General features: G+C 37.3%; 20 protein-coding genes and 1 riboswitch. Of the genes, 3 read left to right on the top strand and 17 right to left on the bottom strand.

From position 1 onward, the window contains the following. Window positions 1-73 precede the first annotated feature (73 nt). From E7A03_RS01805 to ribD, 8 genes are all read right to left on the bottom strand, one after another. Complete coding sequence (locus E7A03_RS01805) at window positions 74-1,318, bottom strand: adenosylhomocysteinase (RefSeq protein ID WP_287508872.1); 1,245 nt, start codon at window positions 1,316-1,318, stop codon at window positions 74-76. 175 nt (window positions 1,319-1,493) lie between these two features. Continuing rightward, on the bottom strand, window positions 1,494-2,558 hold the full coding sequence (gene mtnA, locus E7A03_RS01800) for an S-methyl-5-thioribose-1-phosphate isomerase (RefSeq protein ID WP_287508870.1): 1,065 nt from the start codon (window positions 2,556-2,558) through the stop codon (window positions 1,494-1,496). A gap of 42 nt (window positions 2,559-2,600) precedes the next feature. Next, window positions 2,601-3,395, bottom strand: coding sequence for an S-methyl-5'-thioadenosine phosphorylase (gene mtnP / locus E7A03_RS01795; RefSeq protein ID WP_287508868.1), 795 nt, complete (start codon window positions 3,393-3,395; stop codon window positions 2,601-2,603). Window positions 3,396-3,504: 109 nt separating this feature from the next. Continuing rightward, window positions 3,505-4,383, bottom strand: coding sequence for an Hsp33 family molecular chaperone HslO (hslO, locus tag E7A03_RS01790; RefSeq protein WP_287508866.1), 879 nt, complete (start codon window positions 4,381-4,383; stop codon window positions 3,505-3,507). A gap of 198 nt (window positions 4,384-4,581) precedes the next feature. Beyond that, the gene (gene ribH, locus E7A03_RS01785) at window positions 4,582-5,043 is read right to left on the bottom strand and encodes a 6,7-dimethyl-8-ribityllumazine synthase (protein WP_101928287.1); all 462 of its coding nucleotides are present in this window, start codon (window positions 5,041-5,043) and stop codon (window positions 4,582-4,584) included. 76 nt (window positions 5,044-5,119) lie between these two features. Then, window positions 5,120-6,322 carry a bifunctional 3,4-dihydroxy-2-butanone-4-phosphate synthase/GTP cyclohydrolase II gene (locus tag E7A03_RS01780; protein WP_316059620.1) on the bottom strand — a complete coding sequence of 401 codons (1,203 nt, stop codon included), beginning with the start codon at window positions 6,320-6,322 and terminating at the stop codon, window positions 5,120-5,122. Between the two features lie 15 nt (window positions 6,323-6,337). Next, window positions 6,338-6,994: a riboflavin synthase gene (locus E7A03_RS01775; protein WP_287509871.1), complete on the bottom strand. Its 657-nt coding sequence runs from the start codon at window positions 6,992-6,994 to the stop codon at window positions 6,338-6,340. Further along, entirely contained in the window at window positions 6,975-8,189 is a 1,215-nt protein-coding gene (gene ribD / locus E7A03_RS01770) for a bifunctional diaminohydroxyphosphoribosylaminopyrimidine deaminase/5-amino-6-(5-phosphoribosylamino)uracil reductase RibD (RefSeq protein WP_287509869.1), read from the bottom strand. Before ribD ends, E7A03_RS01775 begins: the two co-directional genes overlap by 20 nt. A 67-nt stretch (window positions 8,190-8,256) precedes the next feature. After that, a riboswitch (FMN riboswitch) is annotated at window positions 8,257-8,372 on the bottom strand. Window positions 8,373-8,668: 296 nt separating this feature from the next. On the opposite strand from ribD, the gene poxB reads away from it, so the two are divergent. Beyond that, complete coding sequence (poxB, locus tag E7A03_RS01765; protein ID WP_024061651.1) at window positions 8,669-10,411, top strand: ubiquinone-dependent pyruvate dehydrogenase; 1,743 nt, start codon at window positions 8,669-8,671, stop codon at window positions 10,409-10,411. Window positions 10,412-10,507: 96 nt separating this feature from the next. Here poxB and E7A03_RS01760 read toward each other — a convergent pair whose 3' ends face one another. From E7A03_RS01760 to E7A03_RS01735, 6 genes are all read right to left on the bottom strand, one after another. Next, window positions 10,508-10,966, bottom strand: a complete 459-nt coding sequence (locus E7A03_RS01760) for a hypothetical protein (protein ID WP_008713954.1) — start codon at window positions 10,964-10,966, stop codon at window positions 10,508-10,510. Between the two features lie 45 nt (window positions 10,967-11,011). Further along, entirely contained in the window at window positions 11,012-11,221 is a 210-nt protein-coding gene (locus E7A03_RS01755) for a hypothetical protein (RefSeq protein ID WP_316073609.1), read from the bottom strand. Window positions 11,222-11,348: 127 nt separating this feature from the next. Next, window positions 11,349-15,140: a PolC-type DNA polymerase III gene (locus E7A03_RS01750; RefSeq protein WP_287509865.1), complete on the bottom strand. Its 3,792-nt coding sequence runs from the start codon at window positions 15,138-15,140 to the stop codon at window positions 11,349-11,351. Between the two features lie 2 nt (window positions 15,141-15,142). Next, entirely contained in the window at window positions 15,143-16,120 is a 978-nt protein-coding gene (holA, locus tag E7A03_RS01745) for a DNA polymerase III subunit delta (protein WP_287509863.1), read from the bottom strand. Between the two features lie 11 nt (window positions 16,121-16,131). Beyond that, on the bottom strand, window positions 16,132-18,354 hold the full coding sequence (locus tag E7A03_RS01740) for a ComEC/Rec2 family competence protein (protein ID WP_287509861.1): 2,223 nt from the start codon (window positions 18,352-18,354) through the stop codon (window positions 16,132-16,134). Beyond that, window positions 18,311-18,880: a helix-hairpin-helix domain-containing protein gene (locus E7A03_RS01735; protein ID WP_004697355.1), complete on the bottom strand. Its 570-nt coding sequence runs from the start codon at window positions 18,878-18,880 to the stop codon at window positions 18,311-18,313. Before E7A03_RS01735 ends, E7A03_RS01740 begins: the two co-directional genes overlap by 44 nt. Before the next feature lie 111 nt (window positions 18,881-18,991). On the opposite strand from E7A03_RS01735, the gene E7A03_RS01730 reads away from it, so the two are divergent. Further along, window positions 18,992-20,221: an aminopeptidase gene (locus E7A03_RS01730; protein WP_287509859.1), complete on the top strand. Its 1,230-nt coding sequence runs from the start codon at window positions 18,992-18,994 to the stop codon at window positions 20,219-20,221. 78 nt (window positions 20,222-20,299) lie between these two features. On the opposite strand, the gene E7A03_RS01725 is transcribed toward E7A03_RS01730, so the two are convergent. The 3 genes from E7A03_RS01725 to E7A03_RS01715 form a co-directional block, all read right to left on the bottom strand. Continuing rightward, window positions 20,300-20,779, bottom strand: a complete 480-nt coding sequence (locus E7A03_RS01725; RefSeq protein ID WP_004697136.1) for a deoxycytidylate deaminase — start codon at window positions 20,777-20,779, stop codon at window positions 20,300-20,302. Window positions 20,780-20,862: 83 nt separating this feature from the next. Then, entirely contained in the window at window positions 20,863-23,331 is a 2,469-nt protein-coding gene (gene leuS, locus E7A03_RS01720) for a leucine--tRNA ligase (RefSeq protein ID WP_004697073.1), read from the bottom strand. Between the two features lie 90 nt (window positions 23,332-23,421). Beyond that, on the bottom strand, window positions 23,422-25,104 hold the full coding sequence (locus E7A03_RS01715) for a glycosyl hydrolase family 18 protein (protein WP_287509856.1): 1,683 nt from the start codon (window positions 25,102-25,104) through the stop codon (window positions 23,422-23,424). 157 nt (window positions 25,105-25,261) lie between these two features. Here E7A03_RS01715 and lgt point away from each other — a divergent pair, with 157 nt between their 5' ends. Further along, window positions 25,262-26,086 carry a prolipoprotein diacylglyceryl transferase gene (lgt, locus tag E7A03_RS01710; RefSeq protein ID WP_008713970.1) on the top strand — a complete coding sequence of 275 codons (825 nt, stop codon included), beginning with the start codon at window positions 25,262-25,264 and terminating at the stop codon, window positions 26,084-26,086. Window positions 26,087-26,122 lie beyond the last annotated feature (36 nt).

Raw genomic sequence — 26,122 nt, 5'->3', positions numbered from 1 at the left:
TTAGTTTAATTTGAAAGCTAGTAATAGTTTAGATACAAAATCTTTTCCAAAAACCATTATATTTCAATACGTATTAGTTTACTTTTGTAAGGTAGTCGATTTGCTCTTGTGTTAAAGAGTCTAAATCATAACCCATGGAATTCAATTTAAGTTTAGCAATTTCCACATCTAATTCATGCGGTAATACATATACTTTCGAATCCATTTCTTTGCCATTTTTTAAGATATGCTCTGCAGCAAGAGCTTGCATAGCAAAGGACAAGTCCATGATTTCTGCAGGATGACCATCACCAGCTGCAAGGTTTACCAAGCGACCTTCAGCCAATACATAGAGTTTACGGCCATCAGCCATGGTATAACCTTCGATATTTTGACGAACGCGCTCGTGGCTTACAGCAAGGTCTGTAAGGTCAGAAACATTCACTTCGCAATCAAAGTGACCAGCATTACACAAGATAGCTTTATCTTTCATCACTTCGTAATGTTCTTTTACGATAACATCTTTACAACCTGTTACAGTACAGAAGATATCGCCCACTTTAGCAGCTTCAATCATAGGCAATACTTTAAAGCCATCAAATACAGCCTCAACTGCTTTAATTGGATCTACTTCAGTTACATATACGTGGGCACCAAGGCCTTTTGCTCGCATAGCAACGCCTTTACCGCACCAACCGTAACCAGCAACGACAACGTTTTTACCTGTTACAGTCAAGTTTGTAGTACGCATGATGCCATCCCAAACGGACTGGCCTGTACCATAGCGATTATCAAAAAGATATTTACAGTAAGAGTCGTTTACTGCAATCATAGGGAATGTTAATTGTTTAGCATTCTCTAATGCATATAAACGATGTACGCCTGTCGTAGTTTCTTCGCTACCACCGATAAGACGTTCTTTAGCGTCTTGGCGTGTAGTATGTAACAAGTTTACTAGGTCACCACCGTCATCAATGATGATATGTGGTTTGTGATCAAGTGCTTTATGAAGGAAATCAAAATATTCTTCATCTGTGCAATCATACCAAGCATATACAGTAATACCCATATCTACAAGACCTGCAGCTACATCGTCTTGTGTAGACAACGGATTGGAGCCCGTTACAATTACATCTGCACCACCGCGTTTTAATACAGTCGCGAGGTATGCTGTTTTTGCTTCCAAGTGGACACTAACAACAATTGTTTGGCCTTTGAAAGTTTGTTCTGCTTCAAAACGGTCACCTAATGTGTTTAATGTAGGCATAAAGTTAGAAACCCAATCAATTTTTTTGCGACCTTCTGTTGCTAAATTTATGTCTCTAATTAAAGATTGCATAATATCTCCTTTTACTCATACAAGTAGATACAATAAAATAAATAGTTGATAGTAAATCTACTTAGATTTATTGATACTATATAATTTTGTTAATATCATTGTAGATACTTAATTATATAGATAATATATTTCTTATATATAGAATGCTTAATAAGCTAATCATTAAGATAATAGACTATTTAGATTCTACAATCTGGCGTAGCTTATCGATTGACTCTTCATAATTTGGAGTCAATACTCCCTCTTCGGTGATAATCGCTGTTACAAGTTCATGAGGTGTTACATCAAATGCAGGATTAAGTACATCAATACCACTAGGGGCTGTTTGAACACCGTGTAAAGCAGTTACTTCATCATCGTTGCGCATCTCAATAGGAATATCTCCACCATTTTCCAGAGTAAAGTCAAATGTACTATAAGGAGCGGCTACATAGAACGGAATATTGTGGAATTTAGCTAGTACAGCCACACCATAGGTACCAATTTTATTGGCTACATCCCCTTTTGTAGTGATGCGGTCAGCACCGACGATAACGGCATCAATTAACCCATGTTGCATCGCATAGGCTGCCATATTATCTGTTTCAAGAGTAATAGGAATACCATCCTCGTGAAGTTCAAAGGCTGTAAGTCGAGCACCTTGTAATAATGGACGTGTTTCATCAGCATACACGCGTTCCAATTGTCCATTTCCATGTAATTTACGAACAACACCAAGTGCTGTTCCTAGACCACCTGTAGCTAGTGCACCAGCATTACAATGAGTTAAGATGCGAATATTCTTTTTACCTTCAAATAATGTAGCCCCTGCTTCGGCCATACGTCTATTCAAAGACACATCTTCTTCGTGAATGATAATAGCCTCTTTTGTAATGAGGTCTACTACTTCACTCATTGAGGACATACTGTCAACATTGGTTTTCACAAGAGAAATGACACGATCTACAGCCCAAGCTAAGTTGATTGCTGTAGGGCGAGTTTCTTTTAATGTCTCACCAAACTCATATAAGCTTGTAAGTTGTTCACTAAATGGCACCTCTAAACGTCCTGCTTCCATAGCAGCTAAAATGAGACCATAACTAGCAGCTACGCCAATAGCAGGTGCACCACGAACGCGAAGCATTTTAATAGCTTCGGCAACTTGGCGCCAATCTGTACAGTGAACGTATGTAATTTCAGTAGGCAATTTAGTTTGATCTAATAGTACCAGCGTATCTTTACGCCATTCAATATTAATCATAACTTCTCCTTCGATGGACTCTTGTGTATCATTATGAATTGATTATAGTTTAAAACCACCATATTCATGCATGCGATTATGAGCATCATAACGAGCATCCACATCGATTGCATCAATAGCACCTAAAATAAGAGATTTAAGTTGAGCCGCCATGTCAGCCATCATTTCTACTACTTCCGCATGTGTCAAAGCAGATTCAGAAATACCTGCTGCATAGTTGGTAATCATAGAAATCGTAGCATATGCCATTTCAGCTTCATTAGCAAGGTTTACTTCTGGTACATTAGTCATACCTACTGTATCGCCACCAAGCATGTGGAACATTTTGATTTCTGCAGGAGTCTCAAAACGAGGGCCTTCAGTACATACATAGGTACCGCCATTGTGTATCGTAAGGCCTTGTTCCGTACCTACCTTTTGAAGAATATTACGTAATTCAGGGCAGTATGGATTTGTTACATCAAGATGTGCCACTGGACGGTCCCCGCCTTCATAAAACGTAGTGATGCGGTTCTTTGTGAAATCTAAGAATTGATCAGTCAACACAAAATGACCTGGCTTAAAGTTCTCATTTAAAGAACCTACTGCTGTCGTGGAGATAATAAATGTAACACCTAGTTTTTTGAGGCCCCAAATATTAGCACGATAGTTAATTTTGTGTGGAGGAATTGTATGATCTTTGCCGTGACGAGCTACAAAGATTACAGTTTTCCCATGGTATGTACCTTGTACATAATCTATTTCACCATATGGTGTCATTAAGGATTCTTCATGAATATTTTCAAAGATGGACGGATCATAAACACCAGTACCACCAATTACGCCAATTGCACTCATTGTGACCTCCTATTATTAATAACTCTATCTTTTATTTTCTCATAGAATAGAAAAACAGGCTATAGGAAAAACCTAGTAGCCTGTATTTTTTCTACATATTATAAAGTTTTTATTGAATTGGACCTTTTGAAGTGAACATATTTTGTAACTCTTCACGTGTGAAATGATATTTTTCATTACAATAATGGCAAACAAGCTCTGTTACGTCATCTTCCAAAATAGCATTCTTATCTTCTTCACGTAATGTCATTAGCACACTGGCAAAGCGATCACGACCACAACGACATTGGAAATGAATTGGTTCATTATATACTTGATTCACAGTTAAACCATCGAGAACGCGTTCCATAAGACCTTTACCATCTGGATTTGCTTTCAAATATTCTGTAATAGGACCAAGTTCATTAATATTCTTTTCTACTTGTGCTAATGCTTCATCTGTAGCATCCGGTAAGGCTTGTACGATAAAACCTCCAGCTACAACTATATGGTAATCTGGATCTACTAATACACCTAAACTAATCGTTGACGGTACTTGTTCAGATGCATATAAATAATATGCCAAATCCTCTGCTACTTCACCACTTTGAATCGGGCTTGTAGAAGTATAGTCTTGCGCCAATTGTGTAAATCGCGTAACTTGTACTTCCCCATTATGACCTACGGCAGCACCAACATCAAGCTTACCAGCATGCTTTAAAGGTACATCTACATGTGGCTCGTCTACATAGCCTCGAACCGTATTATCAGAGAATGCATCTACATGAACTACACCTAGTGGACCATCACCTTTGATACGAAGACTTACGTTTTCATGGTTTTTAAAATCACCAGCTAATAAAATAGCTCCCGTCATAGCACGACCTAAAGCAGCTGTTGCTACAGGCCATAAATCATGACGTACACGAGCTGTTTCAACTGTATCGGTTGTTACAGCTAAAGACATACGAACCCCTTCTCGGGTTGTAAAACGTTTTATATAATCCATTCTATCATTCCTTATTTCTACTTATTTTATATAAGATATTATATTTATATTGCTTATATAGTATATCATGTCAAATATTTAACTTTCAATAATAGAGAATATATGTTCGTCTAGTCTGATTTAAAGTTAAAAGAACATATTTTCGATGATATAAAAACACCCAGTACCATGAGATACTGAGTGTTATATATACAGTTCTTAGATTTGATCGATAAGGTTAACCATTTCGATTGCACCCATAGCACAATCATAACCTTTATTACCCGCTTTTGTACCAGCGCGTTCGATAGCTTGCTCGATGTTTTCAGTAGTCACTACACCAAACATAACTGGAATACCAGTTTCTAATGAAACGTGGGCAATGCCTTTTGCTACTTCATTACATACATAATCATAATGAGTAGTAGAACCACGAATAACTGCACCTACACAAATAACTGCATCATAACGACCAGATAAGGCAGCTTTTTTAGCAATCAATGGAATTTCATAAGCACCGGGAACCCAGATTACTGTAATGTCCTCTTGTTTAACGTCATGACGCAATAAGCAGTCTTCTGCTCCACCAATTAATTTCGACGTGATGAATTCATTAAAACGAGAACCAATAATAGCAAATTTCTTACCAGAACCTAACAAATTACCTTCTTGAACTACCATTATGATGACCTCCTATATTCCGTACATAGATTTTCTATGTGTGATAAAAACATTCTAAATTGAAGATAGACCATTATTAGTCTTCTAACATATGACCCATTTTTTCTTCTTTTGTTTTCAAATAGCCTGCATTAAATTTATTTGCTGCAATAATAAGTGGTACACGACTAGTCACATTAATTCCCCAATGTTCTAAGCCATGACGTTTTTCTGGATTGTTAGTTAATAAGCGAATACTATTAATACCTAAAAAGCGTATAATTTGTGCCGCCAAAGAATATTCACGCATATCTGCAGGGAAACCTAATTGCTCATTCGCCTCTACTGTATCAAGGCCTTGTTCTTGTAATGCATAGGCTTTAATTTTATTAGTCAGCCCAATACCTCGGCCCTCTTGACGCATGTATACTACAACGCCTTTGCCTTCTTTTTCAATAGCACGCAACGCATTGTCTAATTGTTCGCCACAATCACAGCGCTTAGAACCAAATACATCGCCTGTTAAACATTCAGAGTGAATACGTACAAGCACATCGCTACAATCTTGAACATTGCCCTTTACGATAGCTAAATGCTCTTTATGATCTAATTCATTTTTAAATACAAAGATATTAAAATCACCAAATTTAGTAGGCAACTTAGAACAAGCACCAAGCTCAACCATATCTTCATGTTGTTTACGATATTCTATAAGTTCTGCTACAGAAGCAATTTTCAAGTCATGCTCCTTAGCAAATTTCATAAGATCTGGCAAACGGGCCATATCGCCATCGTCTTTAGTAATTTCACAAATAACGGCAGCCTCTTGCAACCCTGCTAGGCGACAAAGGTCGATAGATGCCTCAGTATGACCTTGACGTACCAATACGCCTCCCTCTTTATATACAAGTGGAAATACGTGACCTGGACGACGGAAATCTTGAGGTTTCGCATTAGGATCTAATAGTTTTTGAATTGTAAAAGCACGCTCTGCAGGAGATACGCCTGTTGTAGTATCTACATGATCCACAGTCACAGTAAAAGCAGTTTCATGGTTATCAGTATTTTTGGTAACCATTGCAGGAATGCCGAGTTTTTCTAACGCTTCGCGGCGCATAGGCGTACATACGATACCGCGAGCGTATTTAACCATGAAGTTAATGTTTTCTTGCGTCGCAAACTCTGCAGCAATGATAAGATCACCTTCGTTTTCACGGCTTTCATCATCAACGATAATAACAGGTTTACCAGTTTTAAGGTCTTGTAAGACTTCATTAATAGAATGTAATTGTTCGCTCATAGGAACGCTCCTTACTTATATAAATCCATTCTCTACTAAGAGGGATTGCATAGATTTTTTAGGCTTTTCTTCGGTAGGTTCACTACCAAGATTCATAAAATGACGAATATATCGTCCAGCAATATCCGTTTCTAAATTGACCTCTGTTCCAATATGAGTAAAACCTAAAATAGTTTCACTCAAAGTGTGAGGAATGATAGAGACGGAAAAACTACTTTCTGTTCGTCGCATAATTGTGAGGCTAATTCCATCGATGGTAATGGAGCCCTTATAGATAACATAATCCATAACGGATTTAGGAGCCTCTACGGTAAAGATAATAGCATTATCCGTTTGTTCACGGTTAATGATGCGGCCTGTACCATCTACATGGCCCGCCACAATATGCCCACCAAATCTACCATTCGCAAGCATAGCTCGCTCTAAATTGACTGGTTGATGAACTTTCAAATTAGTAAAAGTAGTCATCTTAATAGACTCTGGCATTACATCGGCAGTAAACACGCCATTACCAATTGTAGTAGCCGTCAAGCATACACCATTAACAGCTACAGAGTCACCGATGTTTAGATCACTAAAAATTTTATTTCCCCGTATCGTTATAGCTAAGGATTTAGGGCCCTTTTTAATGCTTTCTACACGGCCAATTTCTTCAACAATTCCCGTGAACATAAGCGCCCCTCCTCCCTTGACGATACGCTTCAATGCGAATGTTATTATCTAATACTTTAGTCTTGGTAAAAATTAATTGCGGCGAAGCCTCTAAACTTTCAAAACCTCGGCCACCTACAGCTGGTGTAGCATCGTTACCACCAATAATAGTATTTCCAATATATGTTACGACCTTATCAAAGTTCATCGTTTCCACAAAAGAACTGATAATTGCGGATCCACCTTCAACAAGAATAGATGTGTAACCTAGTTCACCTAGTTTCGTAAGAATATCATCGATAGATAATTTCTTAATATCAATCACAATGTCTGTGCTCTTGCTTTTACGAGTAGAAATAGATTCTACTACCGTAACAATGGCACCTACGTTTTCTAAAGCCTGAATTCGCTCTTTTGGACAACCTTTAGATACAAAGATATGCACCTTGCGATTTTCTACGTCAAAAACCTGACTGTTAGTTGGCGTTCTACCTAGACTATCCAATATGATTACATCTGGCTGATGAACTGGAATAGGCTCCTTTAGGACAGCTGTATCCAATACAGCCTCACATAGTTCGGTATCATTGAGACGACAATTTAACTGTGGATTATCTGCTAAAATTGTACCAATCCCAACGAGCATGGCATCATGAGTGGCACGCAACACATGTCCATCGCGACGAGAGGACTCATTTGTAATCCATTGAGATTGACCTGTGAACGTAGCAATTTTACCATCTAATGACATAGCACTCTTAATAGTTACAAAAGGCTTACCTGTCTGTATATAGGTAAAGAAATGCTCATTTAGTTCAGCACATTCATCACTACATACGGGGCAAACAACCTCTATACCAGCTTCACGGAGTAACTCCATTCCCTTTCCAGAAATTAGTGGATTTGGATCTGTACTACCTACTATTACTTTAGCTATGCCAGCCTCAATGATACGAAGCGCACAAGGTGGTGTTTTTCCATAATGAGAACATGGCTCTAATGTTACGTATAAAGTAGCACCTTTGGCATTATCACCTGCTTGATTTAGTGCATGCACCTCAGCATGAGCTGTACCAGCTTTATGGTGATAACCTTCACCGATTATTGTATTATCTTTTACCACAACAGCACCAACCAAAGGATTTGGTGAGGTGTGACCTGTGGCTAATTTTGCCAGTTCAATGGCGCGCTTCATATATACTACGTCATCCACCATATCACCTCAATAAAAAAAGGACTATTACATAGTCCTTGGGTCATCATAAATGCGCACAACAAATGTGCCTCGTCTTTTCTCATCCAGACTCTACTGTCGGTATCGGAATTGCACCGATTCATACCAAAAAGGTTCGCGGACTTTACCGCCGGTAAGGAATTTCACCTATCCCCAAAGACTTATCTATTTTGTTTATGAATTAATAGTAACACTTTTATTAATGTTATGCAAGAATAATAGTTTTGTATTGAGAAAGAATATTAAATAATTTAGTTAAAATATAATTTTTAGAACACAAATACTAGAACAATATAAATAATAATAATATATATTTACTTTTAATATAAACATATATAAACTATGTATACAGTAAATAGTAACTTTTATCACATAATTACAAGTTAAACAAGTCTAATATAATATATATGGTTTGAATAACCATATTTTAATGATAGTAATTATTAAATATAGGTGATAATATGGCAAAAAAACGAATTTCTGATGTACTTATAGAAGTCTTAGCCAATGCGGGCATTGAACGCATTTACGGTATCACTGGAGATAGTCTAAACTCTGTAAATGATAGTTTACGCCGCAATGGTAAAATTGCTTTTGAACATGTACGACATGAAGAAACAGCAGCCTTTGCTGCCGGTGCAGAAGCATCCCTAACTCATAAACTAACTGTATGTGCTGGTAGCTCTGGTCCTGGCAACTTACACTTGATTAATGGTCTCTTCGACTGTCATCGCAATCGTGTTCCAGTATTGGCTATTGCTTCTCACATTCCTCAATCTGAAGTAGGTTTGAACTATTTCCAAGAAACACATCCAGAAAATCTATTCAAAGAATGTTCTTGTTTCTGCGAACTTGTATCCAATCCTAAACAAATGCCGGAAATTCTATTCCGTGCTATGAACGCTGCTGTTGGTAACCAAGATGTTGCAGTTATCGTTCTTCCTGGGGACGTTGCCGTTATGGAAATGGAAATTGACGAATTACCTGTATGGACCCCACCTCGTTTACCTCATATCGTTCCACAACGAGAAGATATTGAAGAAATGGCTGCTCATTTAGAAACAGGCAAACGTATTACCCTATTCTGTGGTGCCGGCTGTGAAGGTGCCCATGACGAAGTGGTAGAATTAGCAAAACGCTTGCAAGCACCGGTTGTACATGCTTTCAGAGGTAAAGAATGGGTTGAATGGGATAATCCATATGATGTAGGTATGACTGGCCTATTAGGCTATACATCTGGCTACCGTGCTATTGAACAATGTGATACATTGGTAATGCTTGGTACAGACTTCCCTTACCGTCCATTTTATCCAGAAAATGCGAAAGTAATACAAGTAGATAGAGATCCTAGCGCTTTAGGTCGTCGCGTACCTCTTACACAAGGTATCATTGGTACTGTAAAAGATACGTTAAAAGAATTATTACCTCTTGTAGGCCAACGTGGTGATACTGAATTTATCGACACAGTGCGTAAAGCGTACACTAAATTTAGAGGTGATTTAGATAGTTATGCCGTTGCCGAGCCAGATGGTGTAGCAATTCACCCTCAATACTTCGTAAATCGCCTCAATAAACTAGCAGCAGAAGACGCGATCTTTACCTTTGACGTAGGGACTCCAGTTATTTGGACTGCTCGCCATCTAAAAACAAATGGTAAACGCCGTATTTTAGGATCCTTTAGCCACGGCTCCATGGCTAATGCTATGATGCATGCTATTGGCGCTCAAAATGCTTGTCCAAATCGTCAAGTCATCTCCCTCTCTGGTGATGGTGGCTTTACAATGATGATGGGCGAAATGTTAACATTAAAACAACTTAACTTACCTGTTAAAATCTTTGTATTCAATAACGAAGAACTTAGCTTTATCGCTATGGAAATGAAGGCTTCTGGCTATCTAGACTACGCTACAGACTTTGTAAATCCAGATTTCGGTAAACTTGCTGAAGCTGCTGGTATCAAAGGTGTGAGCATTCATAACTCTAGCGAAGTTGATGAAAAAATCATGGAAGCCCTTAACCATAATGGCCCAGTCATCGTTAACGTTCGCGTAGATAAACAAGAACTTGCTATGCCTCCTAAAATTGCATATCAACAAGCTAAAGGCTTTAGCAAATATTTAATCAATGCAATCCTTGATGGCCGTGGTACAGAGCTTAAAGAAATGGCCAAAACAAACTGGATGAAATATAAATCCTTATACTAATATTGCAAAATTTACAAAATCTGCCAAAATAAATAAACTGCAAAACTTTCAAAAAGAGGTGTCATCATTCGATGATACCTCTTTTATTGCATAATTTTAATCATATACTGTTATAAAACCTTCAGTCCAGCCCCTTAAATTGAGAGTAATCGTATCAATTCCTAAACAATCTAAACCATATACTTTAAATATATCCCAGGTTTTATACCACTTTAATGCTTTCTCTGCATATTCTAAAGTGCTAAATAAACCTATGTATCCAGAACTGGAATAATATGGATTTATATCGTAATCATACCAAACACCATAAATTTTATTATTTATTATTTCATAACTAACTTGATTACTTATATGAGAACAATCATTTAAATAGTGAGTTTTTATGGAAAAGGAATCATCATTTAACTTAGAAAATCCAGACAATATTTTAGATTCAACTAGAGCCTCTTCAGCTAATGATATATCAGAAAAAAATCCCAAGCTAAAATATTCTGTATAAGGTAGCTCTTCATTCTTTTTATAGTGTGCTAAAGCTTCATATATTGGAACTCTCATAATTCACCAACTCGATTCAATATACATATAACACATTAACTATTTCTATCTATAATAATCGTCCTCATAATCGTCTTTATACCGTATCGCATCGACCTCTGATGGAGATAGTACATTCCCCTCTTCATCTACATATTCCATGAATTCGTTAATGTATACACATGGAATATCTGATTCTTCTAATTCAATAGTATCTTCAGGTTCAATCTCCCAAAATTCTATCTCATCAGCATGATTTTGAAGTTGCTCAATCATATTTCAACACTCCCTAGTATCAAAGACATATCTTAAATATATTGTAGCAAATTACATAAAAATAAGCACTATATCCACATTTGAGATATAGTGCTTACTTTGTATTTAAATCTTATCTTGTATTTTATTATGCTCCAAATAGTGACATTTGTTCGTCTTCAGGAAGTTCACCACAGCATTTGAGGTCTTTCATAAGATCAATGATGGTATTTGATACTTTACAACGGCGTTGTAAGTCTTTTAGAGATGTAAATGGACGTTCATTTCTTTCCTCGACGATAGCATCAGCCACTGTTTCACCAAGTGAATCAATAGCTAAGAATGGTGGCAATAAAGATCCATCCTTAATGCTAAAGCGTCTAGCTTCAGAATGTTGAATGTCTACATTAATAAAACGATAGCCTCGTTGATACATTTCCATAGATACTTCAAGGGCACTCATAAGGTCCTTGTCTTTTGGACTAGCCGCCCGATCTAGAGCCTTAATACGGTTAAACTCTGTCAATTGTGTTTTGAGGTCCCCCGTCATAATTCGTAAATCAAAGGCCTTTGCGCGAATGGAGAAATATGCTGCATAGAATGCCAATGGATGGTATACCTTAAACCATGCAATACGGAAGGCCATCATTACATAGGCTACCGCATGGGCTCTTGGGAATAAATAGGAAATCTTTTTACAAGACTCAATAAACCATTCAGGAATATTATTTTCGCGCATTTCTGCTTCAAATTCCGTTGTAGCTTGACCTTGTTTATTTCGTTTTTCAATCCCCTTCCCTTTACGTACGTTTTCCATAACGAAGAAGCTGTGCTTTCTATCCATACCACGATGGATTAAGAAATTCATTACGTCGTCACGGGTAGAAATAGCTTCGTTCAACTTACAAGTTCCATTTTTAATAAGGTCTTGCGCATTATCGAGCCATACATTCGTACCATGAGAGAAACCAGAGATACGTACTAAGTCAGAGAAGGTTTTCGGACGAGAGTCTTCCAACATGCCCCGTACAAACTTCGTACCACATTCTGGTACGGCCAAGCTGGCTACCTGGTCACCTTGCAATTGTTCAGGTGTTAAACCAATCCCCTCTGTAGAGGAAAACAAGCTCAATGTCTTTGGATCATCAAATGGTATTGTCTTAGCATCGATACCTGTCAAATCCTCTAGCATACGAATAATTGTGGGATCATCATGGCCCAGAATATCAAGCTTAGTCATACGACCTTCAATGGAGTGATAATCAAAGTGTGTCGTTAATACGCCACTTTCCTTTTTATTCGCTGGATGTTGTATGGGCGTAAAATGATGCACATCCATATCTCGAGGACATACCATAATACCACCAGGGTGTTGTCCCGTAGTATTCTTTACATTTGTAAAGCCTTTCGCTAAATGTTCAAAGAATCCATTGCGGGCTTGTATATCTCGAATTTCGGCGTATTTTTTAACATAACCAAAAGCAGTTTTATCAGCAATTGTACCGATTGTGCCTGCTTTAAATACATTGTCACGGCCAAATAATTCTTCCGTATATTTGTGAGCTTTTGCTTGGTAATCACCGGAGAAGTTAAGGTCAATATCTGGAACCTTGTCACCTTCAAAACCAAGAAAGATAGCAAATGGAATATCGTGACCATTTGTTTGTAACGCATGACCACACTTAGGACAATCTTTACGAGGCAAGTCAAAGCCCCCTGCATATTCACCCTTTTCAAAAAATTCAGAGTATTTACAATGAGGGCATACATAATGTGGAGGTAGTGGATTTACCTCTGTAATCTCAGACATGGTCGCTGCAAAGGAAGATCCTACGGAACCACGAGAACCTACGAGATACCCATCATCAAGAGATTTTTTTACCAATTTATGAGCGATATAATACAATACACCATAACCATTGGAGATAATACAATCTAGTTCATAGTCGAGACGCTCTTGTACTACACGTGGCAATGGATCACCGTAAATAGCCTTCGCATTTTTATAGCACATTTCTGTGAAAGCTTCGTCAGCACCTTCAATCTTAGGTGAGTAGGTCCCATCAGGAACTGGTTTAATATCTTCAATGCTGTCGTTGATAGCACGTGTATTGGTAACGACTACTTCGTATCGCTTCTCTTCGTTTAAGTAAGGAAATGATGCAAGCATTTCATCTGTAGTACGTAAATGTAAATCTGGTTGTTCGTCTGCATCTGGATATCCACATGCAGTTAGCATGATTTCACGATATATTTTCTCTTCTGGTGTCAAATAATGAACGTCACAAGTAGCACATACAGGTTTATTCAAGGCTTCCCCTAATTCGATAACGGTCTTATTCATATCAATGAGGGCTTGCTCATCTGGCATGAGACCTTTACGAACCAAAAACATATTGTTAGTATGTGGCTGAATTTCAAGATAATCGTAGAAGGATGCTATTTCCAAAAGCTCTTCTTTTGTAGCTCCACGAACAATAGACTGCATAAGTTCCCCTGCTTCACAAGCAGAACCGATGATAATACCTTCACGATGTTCTTCAATAACGGAACGAGGCAAACGAGGACGAACCTTGTAATGTTCAAGGTGAGAAATAGAAATCATTTTATATAAATTACGCAAGCCAACCATATTTTTAGCTAATAAAATAATATGATAGCGTTTGTCTTTTTCCTTCTTCTTCTTTTTATCTAGTACAAGCTCCTCATCTTTTGTTACCGTTTCATCTTCGATAAGGTAACCTTCTACACCATAGATAACCTTAACACCTAACTCTTTACCAAGGGCTTGCGCTTCAGGAAAGGCTTGTACAACACCATGGTCAGTAATGGCAACCGCAGGATGACCCCATTTTTTAACTGTTTTAAATAAATCCTTAACAGATACGAGAGCATCTTTATCACTCATCTTAGTATGTAAATGAAGCTCTACACGAGAATCTGGACGATTTTCAGTTCGCTCTACACTTGTAGTTTCCACTGCTTCAATACTGCGAATCGATAAGATATAATCTTTATCAAAACGATCGTCAAAGTTGACACTACCTTGTACACGAACGCGTTGTAAGCCTTTTAATTGTTTAAGTAGCGCATCCCCTTCTTCAGGGCTATTCGTAAACTTGATAAATTTAATGCTATTTGTATCATCTACAATGCTGCCATTAACGATACTTTTACCAGTCTTAGTATCACGTTTATCTAAACCTACAAAGACACCTTCAAAAATTACACTAGGTGTATCTACGGTGCCCATGATTTTAGCGGTGACCCCTTCAATTTTTGGCCCTAAAATCATGCCTTCATCAGTGGGAGCATCCTTTGGTGTACGACGAGGATATTTACTATCCCCTTCACCACTTTTAGCAGTAGCTTTTGTAGTACTTTTAGGTGCAAAACCTTTATTTACTTTAGGCATACTACTCACTGAAGCAACAATATCATTACTACTAGATGCCGCAGCCGTTTGATTCGAACGAGATACAACAACCGGGCTATTATTAAAATAGCCTAATTCAACAGCCTCTACGAATGGGGCGAAATCATCTTCGTCAACATCATCATATTCATCTTGTTGATCATAACCTGCAAAAGACTTGCCTTTAGGTACTTGTTTTTTAGCCTCTTCAGCTTCACGTTGTGCTTCAGCCGCTTCAATCCATTCACCAGCACCACAGCCACCACCATAATAATAGGTATCTAAACCTTCACCTGTTTCCGTATCCACTTTCCAAGCAAAACAGCAAGCTGTATCAGTATTGGTTGGAATATCATCAAAAGAAATATTCTTTTCCTTGTACCATGCAGACAATCTGTCTCGTAAACTAAGCAATGTAGAAAATGCGGAGTCTGCAGCTTGAATCGTCACATGTTGGCTATGACAGTTCACATAGAAAGATGATTTCTTATTCTGTTTTGGTACAACACGATAACGTACTTTCATTTTTATCCTTTATACCCACAATAGGTAATACATAAATCTCTAAATCGCCAAATATCGCCCTTGCTGCTACGGCTATCTAATATAATCTCATAAAGCCCTTTTAATAAAGCTCGTAGAGCCTTAATTGAAATTCTTGGACTCGCCTCGTAAGCTAGCTTAATCGGATATGATTTAAATGATGAATCATGATCCTTACATAAGTTTTGTATGGCTTGAACAGACATACCCGCTTGACGACATTCGCTAACTAGCAACTGTAAACGTAATTGCCCCTCAATATAGCTCATAGCACGGTCTAATTCTTTATAGCCGAACATAAATGGAAATAGTTCAAGTAATGTATCGATATCTCTTTTTAATAGAGCCTCTTTAAAAGTAAAAATGTTTTTGGCTCCATAGTCACTACCGTTTTCTTCGAGAAATTCTTTGGTAATAACCTTTTCCCCAGTAATCTGTAAAAAATATCGGTCAAACTCAGTTCTCATAAAAGAAACAGGTACCTCTTGCCACAAATCAATAAGATGGGCTACATATTCCTGTGCATCAGGCGTCATTTTAAAGCCGTTGGACGTACAGTACTGACGTATCCACATCACGAGGTCTGCCCCTTCAAGACGCTTACATTGATGATTTGGTATTTTTTCTAAAATCTCTTTATTCTGCTTAATACGTTTATCAATCATATCATGATAAATCAAAACGATAGGATTATCTCCATTATATTCCATGAGGAGTTCATACAATGGAACCCAAGCATCACTATTTTTGCCACTTTTACGAATGATGGGCAAATTAACTAAACAGAATACCTTTTGATCGCCAAAAAGTGAATCTTCACATAGTTTTTCGCTTATTTTTTGTGGGCCCGCCTCATCATCTAATACAGTCACTGGAAGGTCTGGATAGGCACTTAAAAATTTACGTTTTTCTTCTTCAATTAATTGTGGTTCGTCACCATAGATGAGTTGAATATGTGCCATGTTCCCTCCTTTCACAGATAGATATCTTTAATAAAGCTGTATCCCATTATATACATATGTTCTGATGATGGATCCACATCGCGTAAAGCACCGTGAGGACTACTAAACAAAACAGTACTACGCGGTGAAATACGATCAATTTCATGCATTACACTAAATCGACTCGTTATAAATAAAACATTAGCCTCATCATTTAATTTTAGATTTTTTTCTCTACTTTGTCCATTATATACGACTATTTGGTTCATACCATTTTTATATATTACCCTTGCCGAACCGTTACTGTGAAAGTACTTAACTTTTACCATTCTAGGATTAATGCCATATGCCCTAATAGTTTGATTAATTAGTCTTTCATTAGGTATAGTTTTAATATAATCTGGTGCATCGATTAATAGATATGCTCCTCTATGGTTTGGGTCTATGCAAAGTAACACATTACACTGTTTCATAGGAATGTAATGGATTAACGTATTCTTGTGATGATGAGTCACATAGTATGAAACACCATAGGTTGCAACCATGCATAATAAGGACATCACTACATATACAGTATACTCCTTCTTATGTGTCAAAAAGTACGTAAACAGACCTAGTAAAGTATAATATACATAAACACAATAAAGATGCATCATACCAAGCCAAAGTAAACTACCACTACGCCCTAAGACATGATTTAAATATAACGATATGCGTAATAGTGCATCTACCAGAGACCATAGAAACGATATAGACATTACATAGCTAATAACAGTGCTTATAAAGATTAAAATGATGGATATATCTAATATAGGTGCTACTATGCAAGCTGCTAACAAACTAGCAATACTAATATAGTGAAAGTAATACAGCTGTAGCGGCAAGATGAGCAACTGTGCTGACACACATAACACAAGGGGTGTTTTAATCCATTTTGGTAGCCATTGTATCCGTTCATATAGTACCTTCCCCCATATAAGTAAGCCATAGGTTGCACCAAAGGATAGTTGAAAGCTTACATCAAACAAAGAAAAAGGATCATATACAAGACATAGAATAGCGCATATACATAAAGCCTGTTTAGCTTGATATAATCGTCCTTTTACATAAGCCATGCACATGAGTATACTCATCATCGTTGCACGTATAACTGGTGCCTCTCCACCAACGATACAGCAATATGTACAAGCTACTAATATACCTAAAATTAAGCATGTGCGCTTCCGTAATTTAACGAGTCTTCCTAAACCGTAAATTAAGGCTAATAGCAGTGCAATATGTGAGCCAGAGATAGATAAAATGTGGATGAGACCCGTATAAGCAAAATCTTTTATTCGCTCTTCCCCTAGCTCACTATAATGACCACCCAAGCATAAGGCTTGTGCTAATACCTTTTGTGGGCCATCTAGATTACTAGCAATATTTTTTTCAATAGATTCTCGTATTTGACCACATAAATATAAACTTTTTCCATATAGTTTTTCAGAAAATGTTTCTTTAAAGTGGAATGCTTGTAAATCTTTATTAGTAGCAGATCGATATACACCATCATAGATTCGACCTCTTGTATTAGAGCTCATATATCTACCTCTAAGATTAATGCGTCCTTCCTCTTCGATGAGAAATAAACTTTTTGGTGTACCTTCAATTATTGCTTGATCCCCTAGCCGTATTGAATACTTTGTAGTAGATACCTTTGAGTAAATCTGTAATCGCCCCTGTGCCTTAATATAGTCATTTTTAGCAGTATCTTTATAGGGATGTAATCCATGTAACTCTACATTATATTTGTAATATTCCTGTTTATCGATAGTTACTAGTTCAGGATATGATACGACAGTGCCAAAATATTCTCCTTCTTGCTGTAAATAGAAAGATGTATAGCTGTTATAGTTAATAATTCGTAAGTCTGTTTGATAATAGGATAAACCAACTAAAACAAAGACTAAGATGATTAACTTGCTAAGTGAATGCCATCTTTCAGACGATTGTAATGCTTTGAAAATACCCACAACTATAATAGCTAACCCAATAGCAAAGATGTAGTGCATCTGCATAAGTACAGGATAATACTGACCATAGCCTAATATTGTACCCATAATTATAGAACCCAATATAGTATGTGCCCATTGACTATGGGTTAAAACCTTAGTGTTCCAATTAACATCATTTGCATCAAAGAAGGGTTCATCATTCTTGCTATCTTGATGACTAAATTGTAATTTTGTCTTTAATCTTCTTAAATACTCCGTCACCAATGCCCTTCACCCCCTTAATACCTTCAATGGATGTAAAGGGACCCTTTTGCGAACGATATTCTTCAATTCTCTTTGCCATAGCTGGGCCAATACCTGGTAATGAATCTAATTCCTTTGCAGTTGCCGTATTGATATTAATCTTGTTACCGCGCAATAAAACCTCTGGATTACCGTGAAAGTTAAATACTATATGGATATGATCTCCCGCATTTACTGGTTTTGCCATATTGACTGATTCTATATCAGCATAAGGTAGTAGCCCACCTGCAAGCTTTACCATATCTCCATAAGTAGCTGAATTTTCATATTCATACAATCCTGGTGATACAACAGCACCTGTAATATACGCAATTGGTTTATTGGGCAATTGTTCTACATTTGATATAGAAGAATTTCCATCTATTGCCCCTTCAGCTAGGACAGAATCGCTTTCATCTGTTATAATAGGCCATAGGAAATAAATTCCTACTAAAATACATAGGATTAATATAATTATCGTATACGGCTTCAATTTACTTTTCATAATGCACCTCCTACTAAAGGATTTTCCAATATAAAAGTAAACTCCTACCGTTGACTCTATTGGTCACACAAGCAGGAGTTTTATAATTGATGTCGAATATAAGGAGACTCAATGAATCAAAATACATTAAGAAAATATGCCCGTACATTATTACAATACGGCGTAAATTTACAACAAGATCAAACTTTAGTTATTTCTGTTGATGTGGAAAATAAAGACTTTGCAGTTATCGTTACAGAAGAAGCCTATCAATTGGGGGCTAAAGAGGTTGTCCTCAACTGGCGCTGTTCACCTATTGCACGTCAACGTTTAATGCATGCCAAAGAAACAGTCTTAGAAAAACCTGCTAACTGGATTCCTGAATTCTATAAGCAATATATCGATGATAAAGCGGCATTCTTATCTTTAATTAGTGCCAACCCTAAAGCCCTTGCTGGCATCCCGACAGAACGTATTTCTTTACATTCTCGTAATTTAAACAAAGCCTTATCCTTCTATCACACAGCTATTATGAATTCGTCTGTTACTTGGTGCGTTGCTTCTGTGCCAACTGTCTTATGGGCAGATTTACTCGGTTATGAAGGTACCGATGAAGAAAAAATTGACCAATTGTGGGCAACTTTGCTTAAACTTTGTCGCATCGAAGGCATTGAGGCAAAGGATACATACCGTCACCACATGGCTAAATTACGCCATCGTCGCGAAGCAATTAATAAACTAGACTTAAAAGCATTGCGTTACACTTGTGAAAATGGTACTGACCTCTTACTAGAATTACCAGAAGGTCATATTTGGCAAGGCGGTGAAGAAGCGTCTAAAGATGGTACTATCTTCAATGCTAATATTCCTACCGAAGAAATTTTCTCTGCACCACAGTACAATGGTGTAAACGGCATTGTATATAGCACAAAACCTTTAATTTACCATGGCAATACGATTTCTTATTTCTCCTTCACTTTCAAAGAAGGTAAAATTGTAGAGTACACTGCCAAAGAAGGTTATGAAGTACTAAAAGAATTAGTTGAGACAGATGAAGGCTCACACTACCTTGGCGAAGTTGCATTAGTTGATCATTTTAGTCCAATCAGCCAATCTAATCAAATCTTCTATGAAACATTATTCGATGAAAATGCATCATGCCATCTAGCAATTGGAGCCTCTTACCCTACATGCCTCAAAAACAGTGATGGTTTATCTGACGACGAATTAAAAGAACGTGGTTTGAACCACTCTTTAACACATGTAGACTTTATGATTGGTCATGAACATATGAATATCAAAGGCTATACACGTGATGGCCAAGAAGTAGACATCATGATCGATGGTCGCTTACAAGTATAAACATAAATAAAAGATAACGAAATCCCCCATATACAACTGTATATAGGGGATTTTAAAAGCAATTAAATTTTTATTACATTACAATGTGATATTCAAAGTGCGGCCTGTAGGCTTGTATTCAATAATTTCTACACCTGCGGTTTTTAACATTCGTTTAGAAGCTTTTACCTCTTTCGTATCCTTATATAGGTCATCACGATAGATAACGGCCTTAATACCACTTTGAATAATGGCTTTCGCACATTCATTACAAGGGAAAAGTGTTACATATATTTTAGAACCTTCTAAAGAACCGCCCCGATAATTAAGTATGGCATTCAGTTCACTATGAACGGTATAAAAGTATTTATTATCATCCGCCGTATCGCGTTCCCATGTGAAATCATCATCACTACAATTTAATGGCATCCCATTATAGCCAATAGACAATATTTTATTATCATTGCTCACAATACAGGCACCTACTTGTGTGTTGGGATCTTTAGAACGCTGTGCCGCTAAAATGGCAACACCCATGAAGTATTCATCCCAGGAAATATAATCGTTACGTTTTGCCATAGTTACCTCTCTTAAAAATAAGCCCCCATCTACCTATGTAGTTGGGGGCTTACATTATTAACCAAAAATATCATCATTTATATTTATTTAACAACGATATTTACAAGTTTACCTGGTACATAAATAACTTTTACAATGTTTTTACCTTCTGTAAACTCTTGAACACGGCTAGACTCTTTAGCCATTGTTTCTAATTCTTCTTTCGTAATATTTACGGAAACAGTAAGTTTATCGCGAACTTTACCATTTACTTGCAATACTACTTCTACTTCATCTACTACAAGCGCAGCTTCTTCGTATACAGGCCAATTTTCAGTATGAATGGATGTAGCTTCACCCAATTCATGCCATAACTCTTCTGTAATATGAGGAACGAATGGCGCTAAAAGAAGCAATAAGGAACGAGTCAATTCATTTGCTAATGCGCTATTGATAGTCTCTGCTTTGTCCTTATGAGCGTACATAGCATTCACAAGTTCCATGATTGCAGAAATTGCTGTATTAAAGTTGAAATTATTATCTAAGTCTTCCGTAACCTTTTTGATGACACGGTGTAACTCACGACGTAATCCGAATTCGTCTTTTGTAAGTTCACCGGTTACATTCTTCTTAGCTTCTTCGTTATACGCATCAATGATACGCCATACACGACCTAAGAAACGGTAAGAGCCTTCAACACCTTGATCAGACCAATCAAGGTCACGATCGACAGGAGCCGCGAATAGAATAAACAAACGAGCAGTATCTGCACCATAGGTATTGATGATTTCTTCTGGAGAAACTACATTACCTTTAGATTTAGACATTTTGCTGCCTTCTTTAAGAACCATACCTTGCGTCAATAAGCCTCGGAATGGTTCGTTAGCTTCGATAAGACCTAAGTCGTGAATAACTTTCACAAAAAATCGAGAGTACAACAAGTGCAAGATAGCATGTTCAATACCACCGATATATTGGTCTACATTCATCCAGTAGTTAGCGATTTTTTTATCGAATGGAGCTTGATCGTTTTTAGCATCTGCATAGCGCAAGAAATACCAAGAAGAATCGATAAATGTATCCATTGTATCTGTTTCACGACGTGCAGGGCCACCACACTTAGGACATGTAGTATTTAGGAAGCTTTCAGATGTAGCTAATGGAGATACGGCACCAGATTCAAATTTAACATTCTCTGGCAAGCGTACTGGCAACTCTTCTTCAGGAACGAGTTGTTCACCACATTTTTCACAATATACTACAGGAATTGGCACGCCCCAGTAACGTTGACGAGAAATCAACCAGTCACGAAGGCGGAAGTTTACTTTACCTTCACCAATACCGCGTTCATTAAGAGCAGCTGTAATATTTTTACGAGCCTCTGCAGATGTTTGGCCGTTATAATCGCCAGAGTTAACTAGAATGCCATCTTCATGGTACCATTCTTGCCATTTTTCAAGGCTATATTCTTCGCCTTCACAAGCTACAACCTGTTTAATTGGCAAATCGTATTTATGAGCAAATTCCCAGTCACGTTCATCATGTGCAGGAGAACCCATTACAGCGCCTGTACCGTAGTCTACTAATACATAGTTAGCAATCCAAACCGGTACTTGTTCGCCAGACATAGGGTTTACTGCATAAGAGCCTGTGAACATACCTTCTTTAGGTGCCTCTGTAGATGTACGGTCGATATCGCTCATATTCCGCATACGTGTAATAAAAGCTTCTAATTCAGCTTTATTAGGAGCGTTTTCAATAATGCGTTCTACATATGGATGTTCAGGAGCCAGTACTACATAGCTTACGCCATAAATTGTATCTACACGGGTCGTATACACAGATACACGTTCATTAATAGACGGTACTTCAAAGGAAAACTCCGTACCTTCTGAGCGGCCAATCCAATTCTTTTGCATCAATTTAACGCGTTGTGGCCAGTGATCAAGAGTATCCAAATCAGTTAACAAGCGATCTGCATATTCAGTGATGCGCAAGAACCATTGAGACAAGTCTTTTTTCTCAACTGGGTTATCACAGCGCCAGCAAGCACCATCGATGACTTGTTCGTTTGCCAATACAGTATGACAAGTTTCACACCAGTTTACTTTAGCTTCTTTTTTGTACGCTAAGCCTTTTTTATAAAATTGTTGGAAGAACCATTGAGTCCATTTATAGTAATCTTCTTTGCAAGTCGCTACTTCACGGTCCCAATCGTAGGACAAACCAAGAGCTTTTTGTTGTAATTTCATGTTCTCGATATTATCAAGAGTCCATGTTTTAGGTGCAATACCATGTTTGATAGCCGCATTTTCAGCAGGCATACCAAAGGAGTCCCAGCCCATTGGATGCAACACGTTGAAGCCCTTCATTTTTTTGAAACGAGCTACTACGTCACCGATGGAATAGTTACGCACGTGACCCATGTGTAAGTTACCAGATGGGTACGGGAACATTTCTAATACATAGTATTTTTCTTTAGATTCATCATATTCTGTTTTAAATGTATGGTTATCTTCCCAATACTGTTGCCACTTTTTTTCAATATCTTGGGCTACATACTTTTCGTTCATGTAGGGGCCTCCTCATATGGTCAACCTCATAGGTTGCCATTTTATAATTAATATTTTTATTTTACTACGTACTGTAAAAGCAGTCAAACACTAGCGTTTTACGACTTGAATAGTTTTTATTAAATCATTTTTAGGGCTTGTATTTTGATCAGAACTATGACTAGTATATAAATCATTTTGCTCTTTAACAGTTTGTTTATTGTGTTCTTTTCTAGCTTTAGCCTCTTCTTCTAAGCGTTTTTTCTCAGCTTTTACTTTTTCAACTTCTTCTTTTGCTTTGCGTTTAGCAGCTTCTTTCTCTTCTTTAGCTTTCCGTTTTGCTTCCGCTTTAGCTGCTTTTTCTTTTTCTTTTTCTTCTAAGCGTAATTTGTATTGTTCAAGCTTTGTTAATGGTTTAGCTTCTTGAACTACAGGTTCAGGAACAACTGCTGTAGGAGATTTAGGAATACCACGTCCTAAGTCTTTTTCTTGAATCATAGTAATCGTAGAAATATCTTCAAACCCTTTACGCCATGCTGCAAACCCACCAAGGTGTAATTCTTTTACCAGATCAAGTTTTAAGCCTAACGATGTATTATCTTCAAACCAAATACGATCTGAACCAGAAGCTGTTGGAATAGATAAATAGTATAACTTTAATCGATCGTCCCAAGTCATTTTATCTCTGTAATTAGCAAAGTAATTACTTGTATTCTTCATAGCCAATGTTTCGCTTTTTGCATAACCATTCGTTTCATGCCATAAGCGCATATAGAATGGTACGCCTAATATTAACTTTTGAGAAGGAACTTCAGATAGCATTCTTTCTGTATGGCTACGGACCCAAGGATAACTTGCAACAGGACCTGCAGTAGTACTCTTAGCCCAAGTTTCGTCATACGCCATAAGAACTACATAATCTACTGTATCTGCCAAAGCTTTACGGTTATACACTAATGACCATTCTGGACTATCAGAATAGCCAGTCACATCGATAGAAGTTTTAATATTATACTGATGTAAATGATTAGACAAATATGCTACAAATGTTGTTAAACGATCACGATCAGCATAATTAATGTTTTCAAAGTCAAAGTTATAACCATCAAACCCATATATATAGGCATATTGAACAAGGTTATGAGCAAATTTCTTCCATACCGATTGATCCGACAAAATACCACTTGTAAAATTAGAGTCAAACCGATTAGTAATTAACGGCCAAATATGATAGCCTTTATCCTTATACGCTTTCACATAATCAATATTTACATTTGAACTTGCTTCTAAACCTAAGCTATGCAATTTAAACCAACTTGGAGAAATAATATTATCACCACTCGTATTGAGTTTTGCCTGATACGGAATTCCCTCTGTTGTCCATGGATCAAAAGCCCAAGCCAATGGTGTTTGCAATGTATAAGGTGCTTTCACCGTAGATGCTTCTGGTGCAGGTCCTAAAATAAGTTGACCATTATTTTTTGTATAACTAACACCCAGCATAGCTGGCTCAGACTCAATATCTACATAGGATATACCATCTTTTTTGGTAATGGGCAATTTAACAGGTTCACCTACGGCTGCAGGATTTAAAATAACCGTATCACCTTGTAATTCACTTTGTGGAACATATACTGTATATGCTGTTTTATATTGATTTGCTTCGTAATGACGTGTAGTAGTGGCTAAAAATTGATCTAATGGTACCAATACCTCTGCTTGTACGATTGTACTAAATAATGCAGACATTACTAAAGCTGTTAATGATTTTATAATAGTAGATTTACGAATCATGTACTCTCCTAATTCTAGGTCCCATACTGGGATACAATACCAATCTCTATATTATACCATATTATATATAGTTCATCTCTTTTCTTGCATGAAGGATATATGTAATTTATAATTTAATTTATGTACTAATAAAAAATTATCACATAAGGAGTTTTGTATGCATCAATATTTATTTTTCATAGGGGACTTCCCTATTAGAGCCTATGGTACCATGTTAGCTTTGGCTATCATTTGTGGTGCCTCTGTTGCCTATGTACTTTTGAAAAAGGATGGCCGCGGTTGGCATGAACACATCATCGACTTTTCCATTACTGTAGCCGTAGCTGGTCTCATCGGTGCTCGTCTATGGGACGTATTCTTCTTTGATTGGGATTATTACGGTAATCATTTATTAGAAATTCCCTTTGTTTGGCAAGGAGGTATGGCCATTCAAGGTGGCGTGGTACTAGGCACAATTGCTGGCTATTGGTATCTTCGTAAAAACAAAATTGACTTTTGGGCTTTTGCCGATTTATTTGCCCCTGCATTGATTTTAGCTCAATCGGTAGGCCGTATGGCAAACCTTTTAAACGGTGATGCTTTCGGTCATCCTACGGGTGGTAATTATGGTATTATCTATCCTGAAAGTACCCTTGCCTATCGCACCTACGGTAATCAGCCGCTTTGGCCTGCCGAAGTATGGGAAGGTCAAATTGATATTCTCATCTTTGTAGCCCTTCTATTATTTGGATCTTTCAAACATGCTAAGGGCCAAGTGTTCGTACTATATGCCATTCTCTATTCTACGGCTCGCTTCTTCTTAGAGTTCTTACGTGGCGATTACGTAAACTTAACGCTAGGTTTAAAATCTGCTCAAATGACGAGTTTAATAGCCATCATTGTAGGTATCTGTGTATTCATTTATCTAGGCTATCTTGAAAAGAAAAATCAAGCTGTTATAGTGGCTACAGAATCAACAACAAAAACTAAAAAACGTAAATAATAAATACAAAAATACTTAACAAAAAAGTCCTACACT

It is taken from the genome of Veillonella parvula (assembly GCF_032472435.1).
Classification (GTDB): Bacteria; Bacillota; Negativicutes; order Veillonellales; family Veillonellaceae; genus Veillonella; species Veillonella parvula_N.
Note: the sequence above shows the minus strand (reverse complement) of the source record. Positions and strands in the feature narration are given on the sequence as shown.

Bases quoted from the DNA above. Each gene is read 5' to 3' on its own strand.
- E7A03_RS01805 (WP_287508872.1), bottom strand. From the start codon at position 1,318: ATGCAATCTTTAATTAGAGACATAAATTTAGCAACAGAAGGTCGCAAA.
- mtnA (WP_287508870.1), bottom strand. From the start codon at position 2,558: ATGATTAATATTGAATGGCGTAAAGATACGCTGGTACTATTAGATCAA.
- mtnP (WP_287508868.1), bottom strand. From the start codon at position 3,395: ATGAGTGCAATTGGCGTAATTGGTGGTACTGGTGTTTATGATCCGTCC.
- hslO (WP_287508866.1), bottom strand. From the start codon at position 4,383: ATGGATTATATAAAACGTTTTACAACCCGAGAAGGGGTTCGTATGTCT.
- ribH (WP_101928287.1), bottom strand. From the start codon at position 5,043: ATGGTAGTTCAAGAAGGTAATTTGTTAGGTTCTGGTAAGAAATTTGCT.
- E7A03_RS01780 (WP_316059620.1), bottom strand. From the start codon at position 6,322: ATGAGCGAACAATTACATTCTATTAATGAAGTCTTACAAGACCTTAAA.
- E7A03_RS01775 (WP_287509871.1), bottom strand. From the start codon at position 6,994: ATGTTCACGGGAATTGTTGAAGAAATTGGCCGTGTAGAAAGCATTAAA.
- ribD (WP_287509869.1), bottom strand. From the start codon at position 8,189: ATGGTGGATGACGTAGTATATATGAAGCGCGCCATTGAACTGGCAAAA.
- poxB (WP_024061651.1), top strand. From the start codon at position 8,669: ATGGCAAAAAAACGAATTTCTGATGTACTTATAGAAGTCTTAGCCAAT.
- E7A03_RS01760 (WP_008713954.1), bottom strand. From the start codon at position 10,966: ATGAGAGTTCCAATATATGAAGCTTTAGCACACTATAAAAAGAATGAA.
- E7A03_RS01755 (WP_316073609.1), bottom strand. From the start codon at position 11,221: ATGATTGAGCAACTTCAAAATCATGCTGATGAGATAGAATTTTGGGAG.
- E7A03_RS01750 (WP_287509865.1), bottom strand. From the start codon at position 15,140: ATGAAAGTACGTTATCGTGTTGTACCAAAACAGAATAAGAAATCATCT.
- holA (WP_287509863.1), bottom strand. From the start codon at position 16,120: ATGGCACATATTCAACTCATCTATGGTGACGAACCACAATTAATTGAA.
- E7A03_RS01735 (WP_004697355.1), bottom strand. From the start codon at position 18,880: ATGAAAAGTAAATTGAAGCCGTATACGATAATTATATTAATCCTATGT.
- E7A03_RS01730 (WP_287509859.1), top strand. From the start codon at position 18,992: ATGAATCAAAATACATTAAGAAAATATGCCCGTACATTATTACAATAC.
- E7A03_RS01725 (WP_004697136.1), bottom strand. From the start codon at position 20,779: ATGGCAAAACGTAACGATTATATTTCCTGGGATGAATACTTCATGGGT.
- leuS (WP_004697073.1), bottom strand. From the start codon at position 23,331: ATGAACGAAAAGTATGTAGCCCAAGATATTGAAAAAAAGTGGCAACAG.
- E7A03_RS01715 (WP_287509856.1), bottom strand. From the start codon at position 25,104: ATGATTCGTAAATCTACTATTATAAAATCATTAACAGCTTTAGTAATG.
- lgt (WP_008713970.1), top strand. From the start codon at position 25,262: ATGCATCAATATTTATTTTTCATAGGGGACTTCCCTATTAGAGCCTAT.